The following is a 24,562-nucleotide window of genomic DNA, read 5'->3' as shown; positions in this document are numbered from 1 at the left end:
CGCATCGGCAGAAATCAGCCGTGTAAAGTCCTTTTCGTCTTATTTACCCGGTTGTTCGCCTTCTTCTCTTGTCTCTATAATGCCCTATTCGCCATCAGACTAGGGTCTTGAGTTGGCATCCCCATTCCTCCCCTGCGCATGGTCGCAGCTTGTATCTCAGGAGAATCTATCGGTGGCTTCTGGAAAGTATTTGTTCACTAGCGAATCGGTCAGCATGGGTCACCCGGACAAGATGGCCGACCAAATCTCGGACGGTATCTTGGACGCACTACTTGCTCAAGACCCACACAGCCGCGTTGCCTGCGAAACGATGGTTACCACCGGCGTTGCCATCGTCGCTGGTGAGATCACCACCAAGGCTCAAATTGACTACCAAGATGTCATTCGCCAGGTGATTCGCGACATCGGTTACACCAGCGACGACATGGGCTTCAATGCCGATACATGTGCCGTCATGGTGACCTTGGACCGTCAAAGCCCCGACATCGCTCAAGGCGTCAACGACGACTCCGATAAAGGCAAAGAAATTGGCGCCGGCGACCAGGGCCTAATGTTTGGCTACGCATGTAACCACACTCCGGAACTGATGCCGCTGCCGGTCGCTCTTTCGCACCGCATCCTCAACCGATTGACCGAAGCTCGCCAGAACGGCGAAGTCGATTGGCTGCGTCCCGACAGTAAGAGCCAGGTTACCGTCGAATTCGATGGCGATCGCCCTGTCGGAATTCACACAGTGGTCGTTTCGACCCAGCACGCCGATGGCGTCGACAATGAAACGATCCGCAATTTCGTCATCGACAAGGTCATTAAACCGATCTTGCCGGAAGAATTCGTCGACGACGACATCATCTTCCACATCAACCCGACCGGCAAGTTTGTTGTCGGTGGTCCGATGGGTGACTGCGGCCTGACCGGTCGTAAGATCATCGTCGACACCTACGGCGGCTGGGGCCGTCACGGTGGTGGTGCATTCAGCGGCAAGGACTCGACCAAGGTCGACCGCAGTGCCGCGTACATGGGCCGTTACGTCGCCAAGAACATTGTCGCTGCCGGCCTGGCCGATCGCTGCGAAGTTCAGCTCGCTTATGCCATCGGTGTGACCGATCCTGTTTCGGTTCACATCGACACGTTCGGCACCGGCAAGGTCGACGACGAAAAGATCTCTGAGATCGTTCGAGACGTCTTCCCACTGAGCCCTGGCGGCATCATCGATTACCTCGACCTGCGTCGTCCGATCTTCCGCGCCACTGCGGCAGGCGGTCACTTTGGTCGCGACGAATTCCCATGGGAAGCTACCGATAAAGCGGAAGAACTGGCCAAGCTGGCTGGCGTGACCGTTTCGGCGTAGTATCCACCGTCGGGTAAGCAACGCCCGGCGATGCTGAGACCATTTCCGCATTGCGAGAATTTAGGGTTCCTGTCACACTTCGCGGCAGGAACCCTTTTGTTTGCGCCCCGCTTGCAGGATGTGTCGGCATGGATCGCCCGAACCCCTCCGTTTCGTCGGAACTCCGTGGAATTTGTCTTGCACTGGCAGCCGGAGGAACCGGCCTGCTAGCGACCGCAGCCGTGATTGCCTGCGGCGTGCGGCTCTCGGCTAGCGAATTCGATACCCTCTCGGCTGGCCCATCGCTCGCGATCACCTTGCTTGCGGCTACTTGGTGTGCTTCGATTCGAGCCGCCTGGTTGGCAGCTTCGCCGAAAGAGCTAAGCCAAGGCTTACACGCTGCAATTGCCATCGTTCCCTTTGTTTCGGCGATACTAATTGCGAGGTCCGTGACCTTCGCCCCGCTGACCGAATTCACCACGTTCCTGCTTTGGTTTGCTATTTTGACGCAGGAAGGGCTCACCCTTTCTCTTTTTGTAACGACACTCTTTGGCGATCGCCTTGGCGAAGTACTGAATCGCTTTGAACCTGAGTCTGCACCAGAAGCCCTCGCGCCGTCCTTCAAGATTGAAGCTACTGAAAGTCCAACGCTGGCCGAAGAGCCTCTCGAAGAGGAGTCCTTCGATTTACCGCCCGGGGTAACGCAGCAACTCACCCGGGCTATCGAGGCCGGCCAGGAACAAATTCATGGCTTGGTCCGTGCGAAGTTCGTCAGCGGGCAGCGACACGTCTATCTGCATGTCGGCTTCTGCCCTCCCCTACCCAGTGTGCCGCATGTGGAGCTTCACCAGTTGGAAGGCCCCGACGTTCAAATCAAACCAGGCCAGGTCCTGACCAGTGGCGTTCGCTTTGACTTGAAGCTACGCGAGGCGCCAACGGTCGATGCCTTGCCGGTGTTTGAATTCATGGCGAGTTGCCCCGCTTCGGAAAGCGAAGATCTACGGGAAGCCTGCTAGATAGCGTTGAACGTCGGTCGAACTATTTAAACGCTTTGGCATTGCTTGAATTCAACAGCACCACCAGCGTGAAGATCGAATATCCGGCGAACAACAGCCCCAGTGGGTTCAGCCCAAGTAGCAATAGAATTCCCATCAGCGCCGAGATGCCTGCTAGGACGATTGTCAGAATTCGCCCCCATTCTTTCTGGCACTGCACCCCGTAACCGGCGAGAACAGTGGGTAGACCAGTCAAAGCAAAGACGACCCCAATTCCGATAAACACAGCTGTCATGATGCCGAGTGCGGCTTGGTCTTGCGGCGTCATCTGCCGGTCCTGCTCCATGATGCCGCCTATCATTTGCGTGAATGTTGCCCCGAAGATAGCCAAGCAACCACCACAGGCGACCTGCAGTCCACCAAACACATAGTTGACGATCGCCACCGCGACGATGAGGCCTGTGTTCGGCTCGGCCGATGGCGAAGGATAGGCCGCCGAAGGTGGAGATGTCGGCGAGCGAAATGGATCGTCTTCAAAATGTGACACAAATGCGTCCTTCGAAATGTACGCTAGGCACCCAAGCAAAGCATCAACGTTGGCAGGGATTCTATCACTTCGTTCGCTGAGGGGCCATATTTCCTTGCCGGCGGAAGCAAAGGGGGAATTTTTTAAGAAGTTTTCGCCGAAGAGGCGATCCCTCGGCGGTTTCGGCGCGGTGAATGCCCTGCTTGGCTTGTAAGTCTTTGTACGTTTTCAATAATGACGTGCAGCCATTACAACCACGCTAGAGAACTAACGTGAAATCGGAGAGTACGATGTCGTCGCAGCAGGAACTTATCAAACAACTCAACGACGCTGGCCAAACAGAAATGGCCCAATACCTGGCCGTTTCCGAAGAAAGTATCGCCCAGAAACTGGCCGCTCAGCTCGAGCAAATCGACCTGCAAGAGCTGACCGACCTGGCTGGCGAACAAACTTCTGAGCAAAGCCCACGAGACTACACCAAGCTGAAGCCTCCCAAAGCCGTCCGTTTGAAAGACCAAGCCGACACCAGCAAAGTTGCTACGGCCCGCGAAGTTGGCGAGCAGCTTTTGCGAGAAGGCAAGGTCGCTGCCCTGTTGGTTGCCGGTGGCCAGGGGTCTCGCTTGGGATTCGATCACCCTAAAGGTATGTTCCCCGTCGGTCCGGTCTCTGGCAATACACTCTTTCAGATTCACCTGGAAAAGATCGTGGCTCGTAGCCGCCGCTACGGAAAAGCGATCCCGCTGTATTTAATGACCAGCCCGGCCACGCATGACGAAACGATCGCGTTCCTGGACAAGCACGACCGCTTTGGCATGGCGAAAGAAGACCTGCACATCTTCTGCCAAGGCACCATGCCGGCGATTGATAAGGAAACGAACCAACTTCTCCTTGCTGAACCCGATCAATTGGCTTTAAGCCCTGATGGTCACGGTGGGATGCTGGGTGCCATGGTCAAAAGTGGCTGCCTGAAAGACATGAACCAGCGCGGCATCGAGCAGATCTATTACTTCCAGGTTGATAATCCGCTAGCCGATGTCTGCGAGCCAGAGTTCCTCGGATTGCACCATCAAGCCGAAAGCGAGATGTCGACGCAGGTCGTCTCCAAAAAGCTGCCGGAAGAGAAGCTCGGCATCTTGGCCGAGTTGAACGGTCAGCTGCAATTGGTCGAGTACAGCGAGCTTCCCGCCACCCAGGCAGCCGAAAAGATCGAAGACGGTACCTTGAAGCACTGGGCCGGCAACATCGCTGTGCACGGCGTGAAGACTTCCTTCCTGCAGCGGATGTCGACTCAGGCCGGCAGCTTGCCGTGGCACAAAGCGATCAAGAAGGTCCCTTACGTCAGCCCGGCCGGCGATACCATTTCACCGGAAGCGCCCAACGCCATTAAGTTCGAGCGGTTCATCTTCGATCTTCTGCCCCAGGCACAAAACCCGATGGTGGTGGAAGTCGATCCGGCACTGCGATTCGCACCAGTGAAGAATGCCGACGGAGCCCCATCCGACACACCCCAGGCCGCCAAAGAAGCGTTGTGTGCGGTTCACCGTTCGTGGCTTAAACAATGTGGCGTCGAGTGTGCTGATGACCGTATGATAGAAATCAGCCCCCTGACTGCCGTCGACGCCGATCAACTCAAGGAAAAGCTGGACGCCCAGCCGGAACTGGCCCAAGCCGACTACATCAACGACTAAGGAAAGCACCATGTTGCACGCGATAATCATGGCCGGAGGATCCGGTACGCGTTTCTGGCCTGCGAGTCGAAACCAGCAGCCCAAGCAATTACTACAGATGACAGGCGAAACTTCCATGATCCAGGCGACCTGCCATCGCCTGGGTGACTTGGTGCCGAGCGAGCAGCTTTACATCTTCACTGCGAAGCATCTTGTCCAGCCTATCAGCGAGCAGCTTCCCAAGGTGCCGAAGAACTCGATCGTGGGCGAACCCCACAAACGAGATACGGCGCCTTGCATTGGCTTGGCGGCGTTGCTGGTCCAGAAGAGCGACCCTGATGGCACGATGGTGGTCATGCCGTCCGATCATGTCATTTCGCCAGAGTCCGTCTTTCGCGAATCGATTGAAGCCGCCGTGGCACTGGTCGATGCGAAGCCAGAGCGACTCGTCACGTTCGGCATCCCGCCAACTTACGCGGCCGAAACGTTTGGCTACATCGAACGCGGCACTCCACTCGATTCCACGTCGATCAAGGCCTACGACGTGGTTCGTTTTCGCGAAAAGCCTAAAGGGAAAGTTGCTCAAGAGTACTTCGATTCCGGCAATTTCTACTGGAACGCAGGCATCTTCATCTGGAAGGCCAAGACCGTTCTCGACGCATTAAAGAAGAACGAGCCTGAGATGTTCGCTCATCTGGAAGCGATCGCCGATAGCTGGGGAACCGACCAGCAAGACGAGATTTTCGATCAAGAATTCGGTGCCATCCAGGGCAAGTCAATTGACTACGCCGTGATGGAACATCATGAAGAGATTGTTGTTGTTGAAGCTCCGTTCAACTGGGACGATGTCGGCAACTGGCAAAGTATGTCGCGTCTGCATGGGCAGGACGACTGCGGCAACACCCACCTGGGAGATGTCCTGGCGATTGACTCCAACGGCTGTATCGTGCGTGGCGAGAACGGCCATCTGATCGTCACCTTGGGCACCCAAGAATTAATCATCGTGCACACACCAGACGCGACGCTGGTTGCCGATAAAGCGCGGGAAGAAGACATCCGCAAGGTGGTCAAGAAGCTCGAAGAAGGGGGACTGCGGCACCTTCTATAATGGCCCGCGATCATGAGCACCCCAATCCCTGAGATACCTGAAACGGGACGCATCGCGGCGGTCGACTACGGGACGGTGCGCATCGGCGTTGCCATTACCGACCCTGACCGAGTGCTGTGCAGTCCGCTGGAAAACTACAATCGCCGTAGCCCCTCGAAGGATGCCCAATACTTCAAGGAACTGGCCGAGCTTGAACGAATCGTTCTGTTTGTTGTTGGACTTCCGGTTCATTTAAGCGGCGACGAAAGCCAGAAGTCGTACGAAGCGCGCCAGTTCGGCAAGTGGCTCTTCGAGACGACCAACGTGCCGGTGACTTTCTACGACGAACGCTTCACCACCAGCATGGCAAAAGACATGCTGCAAGATGCCGGACTAACCAAGAAACGCCGCAAAGCCCGGCTGGACATGCTGTCGGCGCAGATCTTGCTGACCGCTTTCTTAGAAAACCCCAATCGGGCATTGGGAAGCATCTCGGGACTTGATGATCGCTAAGACTCGTTGGCGGTAAAGTCTTTCCCGCTTCGCGAAGCCACGATCACCAGCAGCAGCCCTACACCCATGATGACTGCCGAGATGGCAAACGGGGCGACGATGTTCAGCTTCAACAGTGGAATCCCCAAGCCCGAGCCGATAATGCGGGCCAGAGAGTTCACGCTCTGGCCGATGCCCAAGATACCGCCCTGTTTATCTGGGTCGCTACGGCGTGAGATAAACGAGTTGAGCGACGGCATCATGAAACCAAAGCCCGAAACCACAATCGCCAGCGATCCCAACAACAGGCCTACCGATTGATCTTGGGTAGCTTTCAAAATCAGCACCATTCCAACGGCCATCAAAATGCAACCAACCGATGCCAGGATTCCTTCGCTGACCTTCCCCGCAATGCGCCGCACGATACCCCCTTGGACCAACGCCAGCGTGAACCCAATGTAGGCGTAGGTCAAGCAGACCTGGCCGAAGGTGAAGGAGAACGGCTGCTCTTGCCCTTCGCGTCCCTTGAGCAGCATCGAAAGCGTTGTCTCGAAATTAGCAAACGAGAATACGACCACAAACAGTGTCGTCAAAAGCAACGCAATCGACGGAATCGAAAGGGAATCGCGCAGGCCAGACACCGAAAGGTTTTGCTTGGCGGCAGAAGGACTATCGCCCGAACGACTTTCCGGCAACTTAAAGTAGGCCAGAAGCAACGCCACCAAGGACAGCCCTGCCGCAGCAAAACCAGGGGCCGGACCAGGGTCTCCGGTACCACTGGGCACGGCCAAGTAACCGAACAGTGGGCCAAAGGTAAACCCAAGCCCGAATGCCATACCGATCAGTGCCATCCCCTTGGGGCGTTCCGCCAGGGTCGTTGTGTCGGCGATATAAGCCTGAGCCGTCGAGATGGTTGCTCCGGCGATTCCTGCTCCGATGCGAGAAATAAACAACAGTGTCAGCGATTGTGCGATCGTGGCCACGCCGAATAGCGTATAGAAAATCACGCTCCCCAACAGACCAATCATCAACACGGGTCGACGTCCAATCCGGTCGGAAAGCCGTCCCCACAACGGGGCGAAGATAAATTGCATCGCCGAGAAACTGGCCATCAGCAGTCCAATGAGCCAGCCAGCTTCATCTACGACGAACTGATCGGCATAGATCGGCAAAAGGGGCAGTACCATGCCGAAGCCTAACAGGTCGATAAAGACCGTCAGGAACACAATGCCCCGGGCCGCTCGATTACTCTGCGGACCTTCTGTGGTGACGTGGGCATCTGTCATGTACTTCTCCGGCTGGGTTTTCGTCGGCGGGCCAAACCATCCATCTTAATAGGAACACCCCTCACCGCGTTAGGTGGGGCTGCGAGCAATCCTTGCCCGACTGGTCCCGGCAAGTCAGACGTTTTATGATTCAATCATGGAACCTACTACCCCCCAACAGCGCGAAACGTATCGTTGTAACAGTCCTGAGAATCTGGCCGAGTACCAGTTATCGAAACTGAACGCGATGCTGGCTGAGATTCTTCCGCAAAATAAGTTTTACGCCGAGAAATTCGCGGACGTAACGCTGCCACTAACATCGCTGGAAGAGCTGAGCAAGCTTCCTTTTACGTTCAAGGAAGAACTGATCGGCGGCCACGAAAGCGGTGACCTGGCCAATAACCGCACCCACGAATTAGACCAGTACGTTCGCTTTCATCGCACCAGCGGGACACGTGGACGTCCGATGGTGGTGCTCGATACCGAAGCCGACTGGCAGTGGTGGATCGAGGCCTGGCAGCATGTACTGGATGTGGCCGAAGTCGATAGCGGTGATCGCTGCTTCTTCGCGTTCAGTTTTGGCCCCTTCGTCGGCTTCTGGAGCGCTTTCGATGCGGCGACCCACCGAGGCTGCCTGGCCATTCCCAGCGGCGGCTTAAGCACGACCAGCCGACTGGAACTGATTCAACATAGCCGCGCCACCGTTGTCTTCTGCACGCCGACGTATGCTCTGCACATGGCGGAAGTTGCCCAGCAAAACCATATTCACCTGGACGAACTCGGCGTGCGATGCCTAATTCTCGCCGGCGAGCCAGGCGGGTCGATCCCCGCGATTCGCGATCGCATTCAGTCTGCCTGGAACGCCAAGGTGATTGATCATAGCGGTGCCACCGAAGTTGGGCCGTGGGGTTTTTCCGACACCAACCAAACGGGAGTCTATGTTAATGAAGCCTACTTCCTGCCTGAGTTTATCTCGGTCGATACCGGTACAGCTGCCGCCGAAGGGGAACTTTCAGAGCTTATTATTACCACGCTAGGCCGAAACGGTTCCCCCGTGATCCGCTATCGAACCGGCGATCTGGTGAAGCCATGCTGGAACACGGCAGGCCAATGCAATTTTGTGCTGCTGGAAGGAGGCGTGCTCGGGCGTACCGACGACATGATGATCATCCGCGGGGTGAATGTCTTCCCCACCTCGATCGAGCAGATCCTGCGAGGCTTTCCCGAAGTGATCGAGTACCGCCTGACGGCAGTCAAACGGGGCGAGATGGACGCGATTTCCGTGGAAGTCGAAGACCGTAAACTAGAGCCGGAACGGATTGCCCAGGAACTTCAATTACGATTGGGACTGAAGGTCGAAGTTCAACTGGTCGAAGCAGGCACGTTGCCCCGCTTTGAAGGCAAAGGCCGCCGCTTCATCGACTCACGCAAAGAGGTAACCCAATGACGACACAGCCCACTGCCCTGGCTCTTCTTCCAGACGGTCGCCTGCGGATCGATTGGAGTGACGACACCGTCCGCGTGTACAAACCTCGCGATTTGCGAGAGGCGAGCCCAGATGCCCTAACACGTGAAAAGAATTCGCATCAAACCGAGAAACCGGCGAGCGAACTGACTATTCTGAGCCCCGCCGAGATGGCTCCGATCACGATAAAGGGCATGAACCCGGTCGGACACTATGCGTACCAAATCGTCTTCAGTGACGGGCACGACTCTGGCATATACCGGTACGAGTATCTGTACGAACTTGGCGAACCGCACAGAGTTTAGCGGCTAATTACACATCCAAGTAGAACTCGTGCAGAAACAAGCTCACAAAGTCTCCGTGCAGGTAAACCTGAATACAGACGGCCACCAGCATGAAAATCCCTACGACGACTAGAAAGATACCGTAAGGATTGATCGAGAGCTTTTCGTGCTGGCGAACAATTTGAGCTAGGGCCAATTCCAGCTGTCGCCAGGCGGTGAAGTCCTGCCGCGGCCCGACCGATTTGATCAGGACGTTACGCGTGCCGTAGTCCTCTTCCATGATCAGGTGCAACTGCAGCGAAGGTAAAAACAGTGATTCACCCGCCCATCGGGCACTTGGATCGAGGGCATCGGCCACTTCTCGCAATAAGGGGCGCAGATGCTTGATCGTCGTGTTGTATGCCACGATTCGTGGTCGCCGCGTCAAAATAAAGAAGGCCACCATCAGAAAATAAAGCGTCAGCATCATCAGCCAGGCATACGAACCGTAGGCGCTAATTGACCAACTTGGCATCATCAGAGCCAGCGGACCGATCATCGCGAGACCACAAAGCCCAATCGATAGTGCTAGCGCATCGCGACCGCCGGAGGTAATAAAAGGACCACGTCGCAAATTGATAAAGCCAATCAACGCGAGATAGGCCGCCAGCGGACAGATGGCAATTGCCAATCGTACAGGGTCGCCCGTCAAATCGCCGGTCATTATTCGATTCCCGAAAGAGTTACTTACGTTCGGGAATCATTTTAGGTGGGGGCGAACGCTGCGGTCAATCGACCGCCTCAGAACGACGCACGCTCGGCGGCTATGGCAATGGGTAGATAGCCGCCGAAATCATGCCTCTCGTATGAGCAAAACCCCTAAGCCACCAGTTCGACGTTCGCGATGCCATGCATTTTGCACAGCCGAAAGACATCGGCCAGGTGATCGAAACGGCAAGCAGCTGCTGCAAAAATACGCACGTGAGTGTTCACGCAGCGATCATCGCCACATAGGCTTGCCAGTAGATCGGTCAATGGAATCATCTTGCCGTCGACGAACGTTTTGCCCGTCGGCGATAACACCACATCGAGTCGTTCCGACGACGATGTGCCCGCCAAATGAAAATGTCGAGGTGCGATCATCTTTCTCGTTCGCCAATCCCCAAGGGTCAAGTTGCCAATATTTGTAGGACCCGAAGTTTGCCTAAGAAGTTCACCCCGGCTTTGGCCGGAATAGCTACCCCTTAACTTCGAGATTCAGCCGTAGTGCATTTTGTGTGCCAAAATGAGTTAATTTCGACTGAGGACCTGCCCTTCGATGACTGTCGGACGAACTCCTTGTTCCCTGGAATGTTGTTTGTGAATCGTCGATCTGCCAAAAATGCGTTGGAAGAACGAGCGAGCCGCCTCACCTGCCATCCTGGCTAGTAGCATCACCATGGTTACCGCTGCAACCAGTAAGGTCGCGCCAATCGCCACAAAGGCGGCAATAGCGGCAGCAACAAGCCAAATCAAGGTCTCTACGACGCTAGGCTGTCGGTAGTTCATGGTTCTAGACTTCTTTCTTGAATCCCTAATCAGCGATACGTGAAGTTCTGATGCTACTTCGCGATAATCGTTTCGATCTTGGACAAAAAATCAATCCACACATTTGGGCCCTCGGACGCAGAGCGTCGATAAGTACGTGCTGCCCAACTGTTTGGCAACGCTCCACTTGTGATTCCTCGCCGAGGCTGTCACAATGCGACTCGTTGCCGACGCCCAGCAATATAACACCGCACCACCGGTTTGGGTTGCGAGGTGAGCAAAAAATACTCACTTTTTACCAAAAACCAAACCTGACGGCGGTTATTCTTTCATTAGGCCGAGTGGCGGAATTGGCAGACGCACAGGACTTAAAATCCTGCGATGGGTAACCATCGTGCGGGTTCGATCCCCGCCTCGGCCACTTTGTCCTTATAAACACGGGAGTCGCTCAATGGCACTCCAATCCTCTGGTAGCACCAACGCTACCTCCCCTCTACGGGAACTGACGTTCAGCACGCTCGACGAAGCAGTGGTCGATGCGAGGCGACTGTTAGACACCGGCTATATTCGTAATGGAAACTGGGACCTCGGTCAGATTTGCTGGCATATACGCACTGTCCAAGACCGTAGTATTGATGGCTATCCCTGGTACTTCGGCATGTTCGCTTTTCTTCGCCCGATCGTGCGTCGGACGTTACTGCCCAAGGTGCTAAGTGGTGATTCTCCTCGTGGAGTTCCCACTGCCCCAATGTTCGTACCTGCTAACGAGTTAAGGGATGACGAGGAAGTTGCCGCGTTGGAGAGTAGCGTCGAGCGATTCCTTCAACACCAGGGCTCTTTTTATCCACACCCTGGCTTCGGCAGCTTAGATCGGGAAATGCTGCATCGTGTGCATGCCGCACATGCGGCGCATCACCTTCGTTTTCTGCAAGTACCAAGCGACGATTCGGTCCGATAGTCAATCAGAGTCCATGTTGATTAGTACATGGTGACAATCGCAACTGTTACCTCCACTTTCTCCCAGAGCTTGCCCCTGTTCACTCGCGCCTGATCGTATACAATCGCAAGCTATCACTTTGTTCCTTGCTTATTGGCATCTTAGCTCGACTGAGCCCCGCACTTTTAGCGGCGACGCGGTCACCGTCACTGGCTTTTTCTCGAAAGGGAAATCGACCAGAGCACTCTACTTGCGCGGTGACTGGCCTGGACGAGAAAACGAAACGTTCGACGGATGACAACCGAAACACTGAAAAAAACACCACTCTACAACTGGCACGCCGCGAACGGGGGACGAATGGTCGACTTTACCGGCTGGTCGATGCCGGTTCAGTACACGTCGATCATTGACGAGCACAACGCCACTCGAAACGCCGTCGGTTTGTTCGACGTTTCGCATATGGCCCGCTTTCGCTTCGATGGGGCCAATGCTCTCGAGTTCATCGATGGATTGGTCACCCGCAAGGTGGCTGATTTAAAGCCAGGCCGCATTCGCTATGGGCTGGTCTGTAAAGAAGACGGCGGCATTCTCGACGACATCCTCACCTATCATCTGCAAGACGGCGACGGTAAGTCTTACACATGGATGGTCGTTAACGCTGGCAACCGCGAGAAGATCGCCGCGTGGATCAACGCTCGCCTGCCAGACGACGTGAAGTTCACCGACTGTACCGAACAAACGGCCATGATCGCCGTGCAGGGTCCTCGGGCGATGGCCATCTCCCAAAACCTGGTCGAAGGGGACATCGCAGAGCTGAAATATTATCAAGGTCGTGAAGCGACCATTCTCAGCCACCCAGGGCTCGTAAGCCGGACTGGCTACACCGGCGAAGATGGTGTCGAACTAACCGTTCCAGCGGAAAACGCGATTGCCGTTTGGGAAGCCTTGCATGTGGCGGCTGCCGAAGTGGGTGGCCATGCTGTCGGACTGGGTGCCCGCGATACCTTACGTCTGGAAGCAGCCATGCCGCTGTATGGGCACGAGCTTTCCGAAGAAATTACACCGCTGCAAGCCGGCCTAGGTTTCGCGATGTCGTGGGACCACGAGTTCATCGGCAAGGCAGCTCTGGAAGCGATCGACAAGGATTCACTTCCGGTGCGTGTCGGGCTGGCGATGCAAGATCGGCGTGTTCCGCGCGAGCATTACCCGCTTTACTCGGGTGACGAACAAATCGGCGAAGTGACTAGTGGTTCTCAATCGCCCACCCTGGCAGCGCCCATTGCGATAGGTTACGTTTCTCGGCAATATGCAGCTGAGGGGACGATGATCGATGTCGACGTTCGGGGTAAACGCCATGCCGCGAAGGTCGTTCCGCTACCATTTTATAAGCGGAAATAGACAAAACGGCCCTCTCCCCATTACTCAATTCAACGCAATTTCAACGCAGGTAAGTTAGGAGTTCCCCGATCATGTCCACGGACAATTTGCTTTTCGCCAAAACGCACGAATGGGTCAAAGTGGAAGAGTCGGACGGCGCAAAGATTGCCACGGTCGGCATCAGTTCCCACGCGATCGAAGCCCTGAACGACCTGGTTTACTTGGAACTGCCCGAAGTGGGCAAGGAAGTCACCGCTGGCGAATCGTTCGGTGAAATCGAGTCGGTCAAAGCGGTTAGTGATATCTACGCACCGGTAACCGGCGAAGTACTCGAAGCCAACACGGCTCTGCCAGACAACCTCGATTCGCTGCACGAAGACGCGTACGACAACGGCTGGATCGCCAAGATCAAAATCAGTGACGACTCGGCCCTTTCCGATCTGATGGATAAAGCCGCCTACGACAAAATGTGTGAGGAAGAGGGCTAGGCCCCTTCTTAGCTTGAAGTTTTCAGTGGGAAGTGTTCAGTCAAGAATGCTTCTCCCTCTCCCCCGCTGAAAACCGAACACTGAAAACTGAACACTAAATTTTTGGAACAGACTGGATGAGCTATCTCTACAACACTCCGGACGATCAGGCAGCCATGCTGACGTCGATCGGAGTCGATTCGATTGAAGAGTTGTTTGGTACCATTCCGGAAGACTTGCGACTCAAACGTGACTTGAACCTTCCGCCGCAGATGGGCGAACTAGAGCTAACGCAGCACCTTTCGGCCTTGGCCGCAAAGAACGCTTCTCCAGCGACCCATGCCTGCTTCCTGGGTGGTGGAAGTTACGATCACTTTGTGCCGGCGGCTGTCGACGCGTTGGCATCCCGCGGCGAGTTCTACACTTCCTATACTCCTTATCAGCCGGAAGTCTCGCAAGGTAACCTGCAGGCCATGTTTGAATATCAAACATTGATCTGCGACCTAACCGGCATGGACCTTTCTAACGCCAGTCTATACGACGGCGGCAGCGCGTTGGCCGAAGCGGTCATCATGGCGCTCAACACCGGCAAACGGGGCGAAAAGGTGGTGGTCCTCGGTTCGGTTCATCCGGAATACCGCCAGATTTTGCAAACTTATTTTATCGATCTGGGCATCGAAATCATTGAAGTCGCCTGCCCCGATGGCATCGCCGATCTGGCCCAGGTCGAAGCCTCGATCGACGCCAGCACAAACTGTGTGGTCGTTCAGTCGCCGAATTTCTTCGGCGGTGTTGAAGATGTCGCTGCGATTGCGGAGATCGCCCACAAGAGTGATGCCGTCGTCATCCAAAGTTTCGATCCGATCAGCCTGGGCTTGCTCAAGCGTCCTGGCGACTTGGGTGCCGATATCGCCGTGGCCGAAGGACATTCGCTCGGCTCGCCGATGCAATACGGCGGCCCCTACCTGGGCATCATGGCCTGCAACGATCAGTTTGTTCGTCGTCTGCCGGGCCGAATCGTCGGCCAAACCGAAGACCGCCGCGGCAAACGCTGCTGGGTGCTGACGCTGCAAACGCGGGAACAACACATTCGTCGCGAGAAAGCGACCAGCAATATCTGCACGAACCAAGGTTTGTTTGCCCTGCGTGCTTCGATCTATCTGTCGCTGCTGGGTCCCGGTGGCCTGAAGCAAGCCGCGACGCTGTGCACCCAAAAGGCTCACTACGCTCAGCAGAAGCTCACCGAAGTCGACCGGTTGGAGACGGTGTTTGGCGGCAGCCCGTTCTTTAAAGAATTCGTCCTTCGCGATACGCAAGGAAATGTCGATGGTCTTCTGGCCGAAGCACGTGAAGCCGGCTTCCTGGGCGGTGTGCCGCTGGGTCAATTCTTCCCCGAGATGGAAGACTGCTTCCTGGTTTGCGTGACCGAGAAACGCACCAAGACCGAAATCGATGCCTTGACCCGAACTTTCTCCCTCTGCCACACCGGGGGTTCCACGATCCATGCGTAACCAACAAGCTACCCAACTTCTGTCAGAGCTTTCCCATCCAGGCCGAGTGGCCATGCATTGGCCGGCGTGCGATGTGCCTGAGCAACCGCTCGAGGACCTCCTGCCTGCAAACTTCCTCGCGGACGAAACGCCCCGGCTGCCGGAACTAACCGAAGGGGAAGTCGTTCGTCACTACACGAACCTGTCGACCAAAAACATGTCGGTCGACACGCACTACTATCCGCTCGGTTCGTGCACCATGAAGTACAACCCGAAGCGGAACGAGCGTCTTGCTTCGCTGCCAGGTATCGTCGACCTGCATCCTTACCAGGACGAATCGACCATTCAGGGAATGCTGCAATTGCTTTACGAATTGCAGGGTATCTTCTCAGAGATCTCGGGCCTGCCAGCGTGCTCGCTGCAACCAGCCGCTGGGGCTCACGGCGAACTGACGGCTTTGATGGCCGCTGCCAAGTACTTCAAAAGCATCGGCGAAGAACGCAAAGTGGTGTTGGCTCCTGACAGTTCGCATGGGACCAACCCGGCCAGTGCTCAAATGGCCGGCTTCAAGGCCATCAGCATCAAGAGCGATCCCAACGGTGGCGTCGATATGGACGACTTCCGCAAGAAGTTGACCGATGATATCGCCGTGCTGATGATCACCAACCCGAGCACCTTGGGCCTGTTCGAGAAGAACATGCGTGAGATCGCTGATGCGGTGCATGAAAAGGGAGGCCTCGTCTATCTGGATGGTGCCAATATGAATGCTATTCTCGGCATCGCACGCCCTGGCGACTTCGGCGCCGACATGATGCACTACAACCCACACAAGACCTTCAGTGGCCCCCATGGCGGCGGTGGTCCTGGTGCCGGTCCGATTTGCGTGACCGAGAAGCTAAAGCCGTTCCTCCCTTCGCCTATCGTCGAAAAAGAGGGCGATCGTTACACGCTCGACTTCAATCGCCCTGAATCGATTGGCCGTGTGCGAAGCTTCTTTGGCAACACAGGCGTCCTCGTGCGTGCCTACTGCTACATCCTTTCGCATGGGCCTCAAGGACTGCGAGAAATTTCCGAAAATGCCGTGCTCAATGCGAACTACCTGCTGAGCAAGGTAAAGCACTTTCTCCCAGTTCCACGAGGCGAGCGCTGCATGCACGAATTTGTGGCTTCTGCCGCCGACCTGAAAAAGGAACGGGGCATCACCGCAATGGACATCGGCAAACGCCTGCTCGACTATGGCTTCCACGCTCCGACGGTTTACTTTCCGTTGACGATTCCCGAAGCCATTATGGTCGAGCCAACGGAAACCGAGAGTAAGGAAACCCTCGACGCGTTCGTCCAAACGCTCTTCAAGATCACCGAAGAAGACGCCGAATTGCTACACGAAGCTCCGCATACGACCCCCATTAGTCGTCCGAACGAGGTCCAGGCAGCAAGAAGCCCTTGCCTGCGGGCCGACTTCTGTGGCAGCTAGTTACCCGACTTTAGGGTCAGTAATTACTCTCTTGCCCCCTCTCCCTTTGCTGGGAGAGGGTTTGGATGAGGGATTTCTCTCTATGGAATGGAAAGACTTCCCCATCGCTTGTCACTTCAACCGAATCATCTCTGCCGAGGGTGAAGCGGAGACCTGAGCGAGTTTCCATGAACGAGATGCGTTTAATCGTCGACCCACCAGCGCGCGGTACTTGGAATATGGCGGTCGATGAAGCCATCTTGCGCGGCGCGGTCGATCTGGGGATGCCGACCCTGCGTTTTTACAGTTGGAGCGAACCAACCCTCTCGCTTGGCTACTTCCAAAAGGTTGGTGATCGCCAGCGACACAAGGCTAGTTTAGATTGCGTCTGCGTCCGCCGGGCCTCTGGCGGGGGGGCCATCATGCATGATCGCGAATTGACTTACAGCTTTGTTGCCCCGGTACGCGATTCACGCTCCGAAGAGACAACGCGCTGGTTCGATCTATTCCATGAGACGTTGATCGACGTGCTAGCAAAGTGGGGGATTAACGCCCACCTAAGCGGTAAGCCGCAGGCCAAAACGACGGTCGAACCATTTCTTTGTTTCCAGCGACGCCATGAAGTTGATGTAATTGTTGACGACAACAAGATTTGTGGCAGTGCTCAACGACGCCATCAGGTTGCCGTTCTGCAACACGGGAGTGTGATCGTGCAACAATCACCCTGTGCGCCTGAATTGCTGGGTCTTGAAGAAATTACCGGACAGAAAATATCTGTCGAAATGCTATCCGACCAGTGGCAGGCATGCTTAAAGTCCACGTTCCAAAGAAGTTACACTCAATTACCGCTGACCGATAAAGAGATAGAATCCGCTCAACTGATTGAATCGGCCAAATTTGCACATCCCGACTGGACCCATAAACGGTAGCCAATAACAATATCAATTCCATTGACCTGGGTTTAGCGGCGGCATATGCTTAGTTAAGGAAGAAGGCTAGATTGCCGATATAAGTTTTAGGGTTAACGCTCGCCAGACGCCCAAAAGGACGCCTCGCGTGGGTTACCGCACCCCCAAAGAAACCATTTGCAAATGCGTTTGAAACCGTTATTTTAATGGGACTTTTCTGTAATGGTCAGCATGCCGATTTATTCCCGTTTATCTTCACTCTCGGCGCGCTGATTGCATCGGAACAGACAGGCCCTTCGGTCGACTTCGGTGGATCCCAGATCAATCCTTTAAACCGCCATTATTTTGAGTTTCTCAAAGGTGGGATTAGCCGTTGCACAGGAAGGATTTAAATATGCAAGTCATGCTACAAGTAATCCGAGGACCAAGTGCCGGCAAGGAGTTCAAACTCCCCGTCGATAACTTCGTCATCGGTCGAGGTGATGGATGTCACCTTAAGCCCAAAAGCGACATGGTTAGTCGCAAGCACTGCGCACTCGCAGTACGTGATTCCAAGCTGTTTCTGGAAGACTTCGGAAGCAAAAATGGAACGCTCGTTAATGGCGAACGCGTCGAGGGTACCATCGAGCTGAAAATGGGAGACGAGCTACGCGTAGGCCCGCTCGATTTCCTGATTCTGATTGACCACACCCTGGGTGCGGCCAAACGCTCGAAGGTTAGCAGTGTGAAAGAAGCTGCCAGTCGCGTGGCAGAAGCGAGCGGCCTCGGCAACGATGTCGCAAGTTGGCTCGAAGAAGCGGACGAAGAAGAACGTCAGATGCGGATGGAGAATCCGGAAACGCGTCAATTCCGTGTGGACGAAACGCGTACGGTTTCCCTCGACGAGCTCCGTGAGTTGGAAGAGGAAGAAGCAGCTGCCGGTGACGCAAAGGATGACAAGACCAAGTCAGGTCTTCTGGGCATGTTCGGGTCTAAGAAAAAGGCCTACGGCAAATTGCCCCATGTCGAAAATGCCAACTCAAAGGATAGTCAGGCCGCGGCCAATGATGCTATTCGTAAACTGATGGACAACCGCCGCTAAGGCCTCGGTTTGTCGCAACATAAACGCTTCGTTTCAAACCACTTAAGCCACTCAGTAATGAGTGGCTTTTTTTTATGGATCCTCCCCGCTGGACCGGCAAAACGGCTATTTCTCGCTCGCAGACTCCAAGAATACTCGCTAACCTAGGAATAACTGATCAATTTCGCTCACTTTCTCTAATTCCGCGAAACCGTCTATTCCAGTCGTGGGTATAAACATGCAGAGTGGATGTGATCAGTCCAGGAGCGGTCATTTGACAAATTTCAGCCTGCTAGTCGACCAATGCATGGATGGGGACCAGAGCGCCGTCTCTGAGTTCGTACGTCGATTTCGAAATCAGGTATACCTATTGTGCTATCGCATGGTGGGGGAGCACCATGAGGCCGAGGACATGGCCCAGGAGACCTTCCTGCGCGTGTTCCGTAATCTCCACCGATGGGACCGAGATCGTCCGATTGAACCTTGGATTATGACCATCGCCGGCAACCGCTGCCGGACCCATTTGGCGCAAAGAAGCCGTCGGCCGATCGCCTGTGAAACGCAGGATCACGTAGAAGACCACCGAGCAACCGACCACCGGGGCGAACTATTAGCCGAAGAAGTTAAATTAGCCCTATCTCATGTTCGAGAAGAATACCGCAGGGCGTTTCTTTTGTTTCACGATCATCAACTGACCTATAGTGAGATCGCCCAGCAGATGGATTGCCCGTTAGGGACCGTGAAGACGTGGGTCCATCGGGCCCGACGAGAATTGGTCCAACGACTTGCAAGTCGTGGTGTGACCCAGGAATACCGTGCGAGCCAACTCGCCAGAGCAACCGAGTAGGAACCGATTCGTGAAGTTTGAAGAGTTTGAAAACACGCTGCAAGAATGGCTCGACGAAGGTCGCCTCGACGAGGTGGAAACGTTGATTCCGCTTGTGTGCGAAGCCGACCGAGCTGAGTGTGAAGAACTCTTGTTCACTTACCAGGCACTTTTCGCTGGGCTTCAATGTGCTTTACCTGGGGACGCATCGTCCACCATGGTATCACCCGCCGCTAAGGCAAACGGCAGCATGTGGAAAGAGGTTTCTTTACCGGCGCTCGCGATGGGCTTGGCCTTGTGCCTGACGGTGATTGCCACGGCACCAGGCATGTTTTCTCAAACCGAATCGGCTACCTCCCCCTCCACGTCGTCGCAGGTAACCGTTGTGCAGTCGGCCGAAGTTCAGCCAAGTCCCCTACCCCAGCTTTCTCCAGCGACTCGAATTGCTTCGCGAGAGCCAGGCTTCACACGATTTGCTGCCGCGTCGATCGAACCCCTAGCCCGAAGCATGGTCAGCCGTACCGACTCGGCCCTCAAGTCGATCAATCAGGTTGCCACCGATCTGAACCCTATTGATGACCAGTTCGCCGCCTACCAAGACGCGGCTCCTCTGATTGACACACTCACGCGTGGCTTCCTCCCCGGAACGCGATCGCTCGGGAGTGCTTTCTCCGTCCTGCAGGAATCAGCCGTCCAACCGGCTTCCTCGACTCCAGATCAAGAGTCGAGCCCTCTCAAGCCCAACTCTGAGCAAAATCCCGTCGTTAGCTAAACATAACGGCGGAATCCCTTTAACAAGGGGTACCTCTAGCTCGATTTATGAATTATTATTGAATTATCCCCTGCCCTGTTCTCATTCTTGGCTTATTGGCATAATTCTGCCGAAAGAGATCCCCATGCATCCTTACAACGTGCGCCCCCGAACCCACTCTGCTTTCACTCTTGTTGAACTCTTAGTAGTAATCGCCATTATTGGTGTTCTGATTGCTCTACTGCTGCCGGCGGTCCAGCAAGCACGCGAAGCAGCTCGTCGAGGCCAATGCTTGAACCACCTTAAGCAACTCGCCCTGGCGATGCATAATTTTCACGACACCAATAACGCGTTCCCCAAAAACATCTACGGCAAAAACGCCGGGAACCCCAATACCTGGGAAGGCTGGCATCTTTTTAGTGCCAACTACAAACTGTTGCCATTCATCGAACAAGATAATCTCTACGACCAGTTCGACTTGGATAATACTTGGGAATATAACCGCGATAACCCCATGAACGTCTCGTTGGCAGCATTCATATGCCCTTCTTCACCGCCAGCTCCCGACGCAGAAGCAATCAGTTGGGGCGGCCCTGGTTCTAATTACGGTTGGAGCTCAGGCAGTTCGCCGCACACCGCCCACGCGTGCACTAAGAGCAATTGCAACGGCATGATTACAACCAAGGACGAAACCAGGATGTCGGATACGACCGACGGTTTGTCTAACACCGTTTTCATTTCGGAATTTCTCTCTGGCGACGGAAACGATGGGACACCTCGCTACCCGTTTGACATTCTCTATACGGGAGACAACGCTCCGTACGACAACATCGCCAATAAGAACTTCCCAACCCAGGCCGAAATTGACGCAATTGGCTTGCAAGTCGAAAGTGGTGCCTCGGGCGAACGTAGTAACAATGGCACTCTATGGGCGTGGTATTCACATGGCCAGTCGATCCTGAATACGGCGACCCCTCCAAACTGGCGTTATCCATCGTCTGGCGGAAGCTGCTGCCCTGGTGGAGCTCACGACTGGGGAGTGGGGTTCATCGGTGCCCGCAGTATGCATCCCGGCGGCGTGAATGCCGCTATGGGTGACGGTTCAGTTCGCTTTGTTGCAGAGACGGTCGACCTGCTTACGTGGCAGCGAATGGGGAACGCACGCGACGGAGAGGTCGTGACTCTGCCGTAGGTCTTCACACGGCCTTCGACTCAATTACTGTTGCCCTAAAGAACGTTCACGCTGTTGGAAACTAGATATGCGCACCCTCTCTGCTGAATCGCTTTGTCTGCGAATTGTTGTCGCTGCCTCCCTACTCACGCTTCCGCTTGTCGGCTGCTCTCAGTCGAGCCAGAAGCAACGGATTATTCCGTTAAAGGCCTCAGCTTCATTAAACAACGCCCGTTCCATCTTGGAAAACTATGCCAAAGGTGCACCGGTTACGAGCGAAGCAGACTCGTTCGACACGGTCGTCGCTGGCGTTCGCAAGGAAAACCCGAAAGTCGCTGACATTTTGGCCGAAGCGTTCCAAAAGATCCGCGAGAACCCAGGAAACCGGGCCCGGATCGCCAAGGATACGCTGAAAGAGATGCCGGCCAAGCCAGAACCGGAACCCGCCCCCGCTGCAGAATAAGGCAAAAATTGCGTTCCAATTCGATCCAGCAAAGCCATGCGATGTCATTCGCATGGCTTTTTTTGTTGATCCAACCCCTTGGCCCAGGGGTGAATGCATTCTTTGCGCAGTCGCATAGGTCATGCTAAACGAAATAACCTGCACAAGCTGCAAGCTTTATGGAATGTTGCAAAGTTACCACATAGGACTCCGATGAGTTGAGTATTACCAACGCATCTCCCCCAACCATCCAAGTCAACGGAGCTTACCATCGTGGCCAAAGCAAAAACGACGACCAGCAAGACGACTGCCTCTAAGACCTCGACCAAAGGCAAGTCCACTAAGGCGACCAATGACACGACCGTAGAACAGGAAGTCGTGATGGATCGTCGCCGAACCGATCGCCGCAGCAAGGCCGCTGCTGAAAAGACAAAGAAGCCTGAAGCTCCCGTCGCAGAGGCCAAGGGGCCTGAAGAAGGCGAGCCAAAGATGGAGCGTCGTGAGAAAGTTAACCGTCGTCGTCAGATCGACCCGACGACCTGCGAACGAGACTATACCAACGACGAAATCGAGTTCATGCAAGCTTTGGACGCCTACAAGCGTTCCAGTGGCCGCATGTTTCCAACTTGTAGCGAAATCTTGGAAGTGATTCGCGACCTGGGTTATAGCCGTGGTGGCAGCGAGATCGTTGAATCGATAGAAGAACCCCTAGTCGAAGAACCCATGCCAGCCTTCTCGGATGAAGTACCGGCAATTGAAGACTAGCGAACCGTTTTCTGAAACAAACCAACGTTGCTAGCGACCTCGGGAGGCTTTTCGGCCTCCCGAGAGCTTTTCTTGAGCGAATTCATCTTGATTAAGGAAGAATTCGCCACTATTCTCCCCCGACGCATGATAGTAAGTCGCCTGACAACAGGATAATGGGGTTGATGACGTGCATCGACAAACGACTCTTCGCCGACAACTGATTCTCTTCGCACTCGTTGTATCACTTGCCAGCGCAAGTGGCGGTTGCCAGATGGCCGCCTCGGGTTACAACGTGGCCGGCGTACGCGCGGTGGAAGAAGGTCAGCCGCAAGTTGCGGTGAATCAGTTTCAGAAAGCTTTGGGACACGATCCGACCAATCCCGATGCCTATTACAACCTGGCGGCTACCTATCATCAGATGGGCAAGCAGTCTGGCGACTCAAACACAATGCATCAGGCCGAAGCGCTTTATAACCAATGCCTGGACCTGAATCCCAACCACACGGAATGCCACCGTGGTTTGGCCGTCCTGCTGGTCGATACGAAGCGTAGCGACAAGGCTTTCACCCTGATGGAACGCTGGGAACAACGTTCACCGCAATCGGCCGATCCGAAAATCGAGCTGGCTCGGCTGTATCAGGAATTTGGCGATAAAGAAAATGCCATGAACCAGCTGAACCAGGCCTTGGCTGTCGATGCCAGTAATTCACGTGCTTGGGCCGCAATCGGCAGCCTGCGAGAACAGAATGGGGAACTCGGTCAGGCCCTGGCCAACTACCAGCGATCGTACCAGTTGAACAACCTCGACTCCGGCGTCGGCTCTCGAATTGCTGCCTTGCAACGTCAGGGAATTCAAAGTGAAGTCCCCATGGCACCGACCTCCGGCACGCAATTGGCCAACCAACCCAACAGCCGCAAACGCTACTAATGTGTGATTAAACGCAGTGAATCCCCCTGGATTGAGCATTTTCGATCCATTCTTCACCCTGCGTTTCGTTGAATCTGAACCCTTTTAGGGCATCTGTATCCTTCTGTTATAAGCCGATTTGCGCCCAGCAGATTCAATTCTTTCCTTGTGTCGCGGGGGCCGCTTCTATCGAAGGGGAATTCCTCGTAAAATCTGGGTTTACTTGCTCCCTGCCGGTTCCGTCTGGGATGTCTTGCGAAAGACACAGGCGGCCCCAATCGGTTGACCATCTCCCTTTGAGCCGACTGTCATGCCAGAACGCGTATTCAATTTCTCTGCCGGTCCTGCCGTAATGCCCCTTCCTGTGCTTGAAGAAGCCCAGCGCGACCTGGTCGCTTTGCCAGGCGTTGGTAGTTCCGTCATGGAACTGAGCCACCGTGGTAAGACCTATATGGATATCCACGCGGATGCGAAGGCTCGGCTCGTTTCGCTGCTAAACATTCCCGACACGCATGAAGTCCTACTGCTGCAAGGCGGATCGCGGCTGCAGTTTTCAATGATTCCGTTGAACCTCCTCAAAGGCACAGACAAGACGGCCGACTATGTCCTAACCGGAAGTTGGGGCAAGAAGGCCCTGGAAGAAGCCGTCAAAGAAGGCAAGACCAACGTCGCTTGGGACGGCAAGTCGATTAACTTCAACAACCTGCCCAGCCAAAGCGATCTGAAACTGACTTCGGACGCCGCTTACGTGCACATCACCTCGAACGAAACCATTCAAGGTGTACAGTTTCAAAGTATTCCGGAAGTGGGTAACGTTCCGCTAGTCGCCGACCTTTCGTCCGACTTCCTGAGCCGCCCGGTCGATGTCTCGAAGTACGGTATCATCTATGCCTGTGCTCAGAAAAACGCCGGCCCGGCTGGCGTGACCGTCGTGATCATTCGCAAAGACCTGATGGAGCACGCCAGCGGCGACTTGCCGGGTTACATGGTCTATCGCAATCATGCCGAGAACGATTCGATGTGGAACACGCCGCCCACGTTCGGCATCTACCTGCTGGGCTTGGTCTGCAAGTGGCTGCAGGAAGAATTCGGCAGCCTAGAAAAGCTTCAGGCCCATAACCAAGCCAAGGCCCAACTACTGTACGACGCAATCGACCAGTCCGGCGGCTTCTACCTCGGGCACGCCGTGCCGGAAGTTCGCTCGAAGATGAATGTCACCTTCAAACTAGGCGATGACGACTCAGACAAGAAGTTCCTGGCCGCTGCCAACGAACTTGGTCTGACCCAATTGGGTGGTCACCGCAGTGTTGGCGGCGTCCGTGCTTCAATCTACAACGCGATGCCTGTCGAAGGCGTCGAAAAGCTTCGCGACTTCATGCTTGATTTCAAGAAGTAAATATCAATCACCACCC

General features: G+C 55.0%; 26 protein-coding genes and 1 tRNA gene. 22 read left to right on the top strand and 5 right to left on the bottom strand.

Features of this window, described 5'->3' with window-relative positions; genetic code table 11:
- Positions 1 to 214: 214 nt before the first annotated feature.
- Positions 215 to 1,348, top strand: a complete 1,134-nt coding sequence (gene metK, locus HOV93_RS17915) for a methionine adenosyltransferase (RefSeq protein WP_235990639.1) — start codon at positions 215 to 217, stop codon at positions 1,346 to 1,348.
- A gap of 128 nt (positions 1,349 to 1,476) precedes the next feature.
- Positions 1,477 to 2,343, top strand: a complete 867-nt coding sequence (locus HOV93_RS17910) for a hypothetical protein (RefSeq protein ID WP_207397899.1) — start codon at positions 1,477 to 1,479, stop codon at positions 2,341 to 2,343.
- 22 nt (positions 2,344 to 2,365) lie between these two features.
- Here the strand turns inward: HOV93_RS17910 and HOV93_RS17905 are convergent, their stop codons facing one another.
- Positions 2,366 to 2,869, bottom strand: a complete 504-nt coding sequence (locus HOV93_RS17905) for a hypothetical protein (RefSeq protein ID WP_207397898.1) — start codon at positions 2,867 to 2,869, stop codon at positions 2,366 to 2,368.
- Positions 2,870 to 3,120: 251 nt separating this feature from the next.
- Here HOV93_RS17905 and HOV93_RS17900 point away from each other — a divergent pair, with 251 nt between their 5' ends.
- The 3 genes from HOV93_RS17900 to ruvX are packed head-to-tail and all read left to right on the top strand — an operon-like array spanning position 3,121 to position 6,115.
- A complete protein-coding gene (locus tag HOV93_RS17900; RefSeq protein ID WP_315853432.1) occupies positions 3,121 to 4,536 on the top strand; it encodes a UDPGP type 1 family protein in 1,416 nt (471 codons plus the stop codon).
- Positions 4,537 to 4,546: 10 nt separating this feature from the next.
- The gene (locus HOV93_RS17895; RefSeq protein WP_207397897.1) at positions 4,547 to 5,623 is read left to right on the top strand and encodes a mannose-1-phosphate guanylyltransferase; all 1,077 of its coding nucleotides are present in this window, start codon (positions 4,547 to 4,549) and stop codon (positions 5,621 to 5,623) included.
- A 12-nt stretch (positions 5,624 to 5,635) separates the two neighbouring features.
- The gene (gene ruvX / locus HOV93_RS17890) at positions 5,636 to 6,115 is read left to right on the top strand and encodes a Holliday junction resolvase RuvX (RefSeq protein ID WP_207397896.1); all 480 of its coding nucleotides are present in this window, start codon (positions 5,636 to 5,638) and stop codon (positions 6,113 to 6,115) included.
- Here ruvX and HOV93_RS17885 read toward each other — a convergent pair.
- Positions 6,112 to 7,380 (bottom strand): MFS transporter, encoded by a 1,269-nt coding sequence (locus HOV93_RS17885; RefSeq protein ID WP_207397895.1) that lies wholly within the window; start codon positions 7,378 to 7,380, stop codon positions 6,112 to 6,114. The genes ruvX and HOV93_RS17885 overlap by 4 nt on opposite strands.
- Positions 7,381 to 7,516: 136 nt before the next feature.
- On the opposite strand from HOV93_RS17885, the gene HOV93_RS17880 reads away from it, so the two are divergent.
- Both HOV93_RS17880 and HOV93_RS17875 read left to right on the top strand, forming a co-directional pair.
- Positions 7,517 to 8,806 (top strand): phenylacetate--CoA ligase family protein, encoded by a 1,290-nt coding sequence (locus HOV93_RS17880; protein ID WP_207397894.1) that lies wholly within the window; start codon positions 7,517 to 7,519, stop codon positions 8,804 to 8,806.
- Positions 8,803 to 9,129: a gamma-butyrobetaine hydroxylase-like domain-containing protein gene (locus HOV93_RS17875; protein ID WP_207397893.1), complete on the top strand. Its 327-nt coding sequence runs from the start codon at positions 8,803 to 8,805 to the stop codon at positions 9,127 to 9,129. Before HOV93_RS17880 ends, HOV93_RS17875 begins: the two co-directional genes overlap by 4 nt.
- A gap of 7 nt (positions 9,130 to 9,136) precedes the next feature.
- Here the strand turns inward: HOV93_RS17875 and HOV93_RS17870 are convergent, their stop codons facing one another.
- The 3 genes from HOV93_RS17870 to HOV93_RS17860 all read right to left on the bottom strand — a co-directional run bounded on the left by HOV93_RS17870 (position 9,137) and on the right by HOV93_RS17860 (position 10,635).
- Complete coding sequence (locus tag HOV93_RS17870) at positions 9,137 to 9,811, bottom strand: hypothetical protein (RefSeq protein WP_207397892.1); 675 nt, start codon at positions 9,809 to 9,811, stop codon at positions 9,137 to 9,139.
- 155 nt (positions 9,812 to 9,966) lie between these two features.
- On the bottom strand, positions 9,967 to 10,230 hold the full coding sequence (locus HOV93_RS17865; RefSeq protein WP_207397891.1) for a hypothetical protein: 264 nt from the start codon (positions 10,228 to 10,230) through the stop codon (positions 9,967 to 9,969).
- A 147-nt stretch (positions 10,231 to 10,377) separates the two neighbouring features.
- Positions 10,378 to 10,635: a hypothetical protein gene (locus HOV93_RS17860; RefSeq protein ID WP_207397890.1), complete on the bottom strand. Its 258-nt coding sequence runs from the start codon at positions 10,633 to 10,635 to the stop codon at positions 10,378 to 10,380.
- Positions 10,636 to 10,949: 314 nt separating this feature from the next.
- On the opposite strand from HOV93_RS17860, the gene HOV93_RS17855 reads away from it, so the two are divergent.
- From HOV93_RS17855 to serC, 15 genes are all read left to right on the top strand, one after another.
- Positions 10,950 to 11,035, top strand: a tRNA-Leu gene (locus HOV93_RS17855).
- A 30-nt stretch (positions 11,036 to 11,065) separates the two neighbouring features.
- Positions 11,066 to 11,572: a DUF1569 domain-containing protein gene (locus tag HOV93_RS17850; protein ID WP_207397889.1), complete on the top strand. Its 507-nt coding sequence runs from the start codon at positions 11,066 to 11,068 to the stop codon at positions 11,570 to 11,572.
- 273 nt (positions 11,573 to 11,845) lie between these two features.
- Positions 11,846 to 12,949: a glycine cleavage system aminomethyltransferase GcvT gene (gcvT, locus tag HOV93_RS17845; RefSeq protein ID WP_207397888.1), complete on the top strand. Its 1,104-nt coding sequence runs from the start codon at positions 11,846 to 11,848 to the stop codon at positions 12,947 to 12,949.
- A 71-nt stretch (positions 12,950 to 13,020) separates the two neighbouring features.
- Positions 13,021 to 13,416, top strand: coding sequence for a glycine cleavage system protein GcvH (gene gcvH, locus HOV93_RS17840; protein ID WP_207397887.1), 396 nt, complete (start codon positions 13,021 to 13,023; stop codon positions 13,414 to 13,416).
- A 116-nt stretch (positions 13,417 to 13,532) separates the two neighbouring features.
- Positions 13,533 to 14,906 carry an aminomethyl-transferring glycine dehydrogenase subunit GcvPA gene (gene gcvPA, locus HOV93_RS17835; RefSeq protein WP_207397886.1) on the top strand — a complete coding sequence of 458 codons (1,374 nt, stop codon included), beginning with the start codon at positions 13,533 to 13,535 and terminating at the stop codon, positions 14,904 to 14,906.
- Positions 14,899 to 16,359, top strand: a complete 1,461-nt coding sequence (gene gcvPB / locus HOV93_RS17830) for an aminomethyl-transferring glycine dehydrogenase subunit GcvPB (protein WP_207397885.1) — start codon at positions 14,899 to 14,901, stop codon at positions 16,357 to 16,359. Before gcvPA ends, gcvPB begins: the two co-directional genes overlap by 8 nt.
- 167 nt (positions 16,360 to 16,526) lie before the next feature.
- The gene (locus HOV93_RS17825) at positions 16,527 to 17,267 is read left to right on the top strand and encodes a lipoate--protein ligase family protein (RefSeq protein ID WP_207397884.1); all 741 of its coding nucleotides are present in this window, start codon (positions 16,527 to 16,529) and stop codon (positions 17,265 to 17,267) included.
- A gap of 373 nt (positions 17,268 to 17,640) precedes the next feature.
- A complete protein-coding gene (locus HOV93_RS17820; RefSeq protein WP_207397883.1) occupies positions 17,641 to 18,327 on the top strand; it encodes an FHA domain-containing protein in 687 nt (228 codons plus the stop codon).
- A gap of 253 nt (positions 18,328 to 18,580) precedes the next feature.
- Positions 18,581 to 19,153 (top strand): RNA polymerase sigma factor, encoded by a 573-nt coding sequence (locus HOV93_RS17815; protein WP_207397882.1) that lies wholly within the window; start codon positions 18,581 to 18,583, stop codon positions 19,151 to 19,153.
- A gap of 10 nt (positions 19,154 to 19,163) precedes the next feature.
- The gene (locus HOV93_RS17810; RefSeq protein WP_207397881.1) at positions 19,164 to 19,904 is read left to right on the top strand and encodes a hypothetical protein; all 741 of its coding nucleotides are present in this window, start codon (positions 19,164 to 19,166) and stop codon (positions 19,902 to 19,904) included.
- A gap of 124 nt (positions 19,905 to 20,028) precedes the next feature.
- Positions 20,029 to 21,075: a DUF1559 domain-containing protein gene (locus HOV93_RS17805; protein WP_207397880.1), complete on the top strand. Its 1,047-nt coding sequence runs from the start codon at positions 20,029 to 20,031 to the stop codon at positions 21,073 to 21,075.
- A 67-nt stretch (positions 21,076 to 21,142) separates the two neighbouring features.
- Positions 21,143 to 21,517: a hypothetical protein gene (locus tag HOV93_RS17800; protein ID WP_207397879.1), complete on the top strand. Its 375-nt coding sequence runs from the start codon at positions 21,143 to 21,145 to the stop codon at positions 21,515 to 21,517.
- A gap of 252 nt (positions 21,518 to 21,769) precedes the next feature.
- Entirely contained in the window at positions 21,770 to 22,261 is a 492-nt protein-coding gene (locus HOV93_RS17795) for a hypothetical protein (protein ID WP_390814345.1), read from the top strand.
- 169 nt (positions 22,262 to 22,430) lie between these two features.
- Complete coding sequence (locus HOV93_RS17790; protein ID WP_315853431.1) at positions 22,431 to 23,171, top strand: tetratricopeptide repeat protein; 741 nt, start codon at positions 22,431 to 22,433, stop codon at positions 23,169 to 23,171.
- Between the two features lie 289 nt (positions 23,172 to 23,460).
- On the top strand, positions 23,461 to 24,546 hold the full coding sequence (gene serC / locus HOV93_RS17785) for a 3-phosphoserine/phosphohydroxythreonine transaminase (protein WP_207397878.1): 1,086 nt from the start codon (positions 23,461 to 23,463) through the stop codon (positions 24,544 to 24,546).
- Positions 24,547 to 24,562: the final 16 nt, after the last annotated feature.

Origin of the sequence: Bremerella alba, from assembly GCF_013618625.1 — a bacterium.
GTDB classification, from domain to species: Bacteria; Planctomycetota; Planctomycetia; order Pirellulales; family Pirellulaceae; genus Bremerella; species Bremerella alba.
The sequence above is the reverse complement of the archived record's forward strand: the minus strand, read 5'-3'. Positions and strand labels throughout refer to the sequence as shown.

Excerpts from the sequence above, each read along its gene's own strand:
- HOV93_RS17885 (WP_207397895.1), bottom strand. The coding sequence starts at position 7,380 with ATGACAGATGCCCACGTCACCACAGAAGGTCCGCAGAGTAATCGAGCG.
- HOV93_RS17805 (WP_207397880.1), top strand. The coding sequence starts at position 20,029 with ATGCATCCTTACAACGTGCGCCCCCGAACCCACTCTGCTTTCACTCTT.
- HOV93_RS17870 (WP_207397892.1), bottom strand. The coding sequence starts at position 9,811 with ATGACCGGCGATTTGACGGGCGACCCTGTACGATTGGCAATTGCCATC.
- HOV93_RS17895 (WP_207397897.1), top strand. The coding sequence starts at position 4,547 with ATGTTGCACGCGATAATCATGGCCGGAGGATCCGGTACGCGTTTCTGG.
- HOV93_RS17875 (WP_207397893.1), top strand. The coding sequence starts at position 8,803 with ATGACGACACAGCCCACTGCCCTGGCTCTTCTTCCAGACGGTCGCCTG.
- gcvH (WP_207397887.1), top strand. The coding sequence starts at position 13,021 with ATGTCCACGGACAATTTGCTTTTCGCCAAAACGCACGAATGGGTCAAA.
- gcvPA (WP_207397886.1), top strand. The coding sequence starts at position 13,533 with ATGAGCTATCTCTACAACACTCCGGACGATCAGGCAGCCATGCTGACG.
- HOV93_RS17850 (WP_207397889.1), top strand. The coding sequence starts at position 11,066 with ATGGCACTCCAATCCTCTGGTAGCACCAACGCTACCTCCCCTCTACGG.
- HOV93_RS17825 (WP_207397884.1), top strand. The coding sequence starts at position 16,527 with ATGAACGAGATGCGTTTAATCGTCGACCCACCAGCGCGCGGTACTTGG.
- HOV93_RS17865 (WP_207397891.1), bottom strand. The coding sequence starts at position 10,230 with ATGATCGCACCTCGACATTTTCATTTGGCGGGCACATCGTCGTCGGAA.
- gcvT (WP_207397888.1), top strand. The coding sequence starts at position 11,846 with ATGACAACCGAAACACTGAAAAAAACACCACTCTACAACTGGCACGCC.
- ruvX (WP_207397896.1), top strand. The coding sequence starts at position 5,636 with ATGAGCACCCCAATCCCTGAGATACCTGAAACGGGACGCATCGCGGCG.
- serC (WP_207397878.1), top strand. The coding sequence starts at position 23,461 with ATGCCAGAACGCGTATTCAATTTCTCTGCCGGTCCTGCCGTAATGCCC.
- HOV93_RS17910 (WP_207397899.1), top strand. The coding sequence starts at position 1,477 with ATGGATCGCCCGAACCCCTCCGTTTCGTCGGAACTCCGTGGAATTTGT.
- HOV93_RS17800 (WP_207397879.1), top strand. The coding sequence starts at position 21,143 with ATGCGCACCCTCTCTGCTGAATCGCTTTGTCTGCGAATTGTTGTCGCT.
- HOV93_RS17860 (WP_207397890.1), bottom strand. The coding sequence starts at position 10,635 with ATGAACTACCGACAGCCTAGCGTCGTAGAGACCTTGATTTGGCTTGTT.
- gcvPB (WP_207397885.1), top strand. The coding sequence starts at position 14,899 with ATGCGTAACCAACAAGCTACCCAACTTCTGTCAGAGCTTTCCCATCCA.
- HOV93_RS17820 (WP_207397883.1), top strand. The coding sequence starts at position 17,641 with ATGCAAGTCATGCTACAAGTAATCCGAGGACCAAGTGCCGGCAAGGAG.
- metK (WP_235990639.1), top strand. The coding sequence starts at position 215 with ATGGGTCACCCGGACAAGATGGCCGACCAAATCTCGGACGGTATCTTG.
- HOV93_RS17880 (WP_207397894.1), top strand. The coding sequence starts at position 7,517 with ATGGAACCTACTACCCCCCAACAGCGCGAAACGTATCGTTGTAACAGT.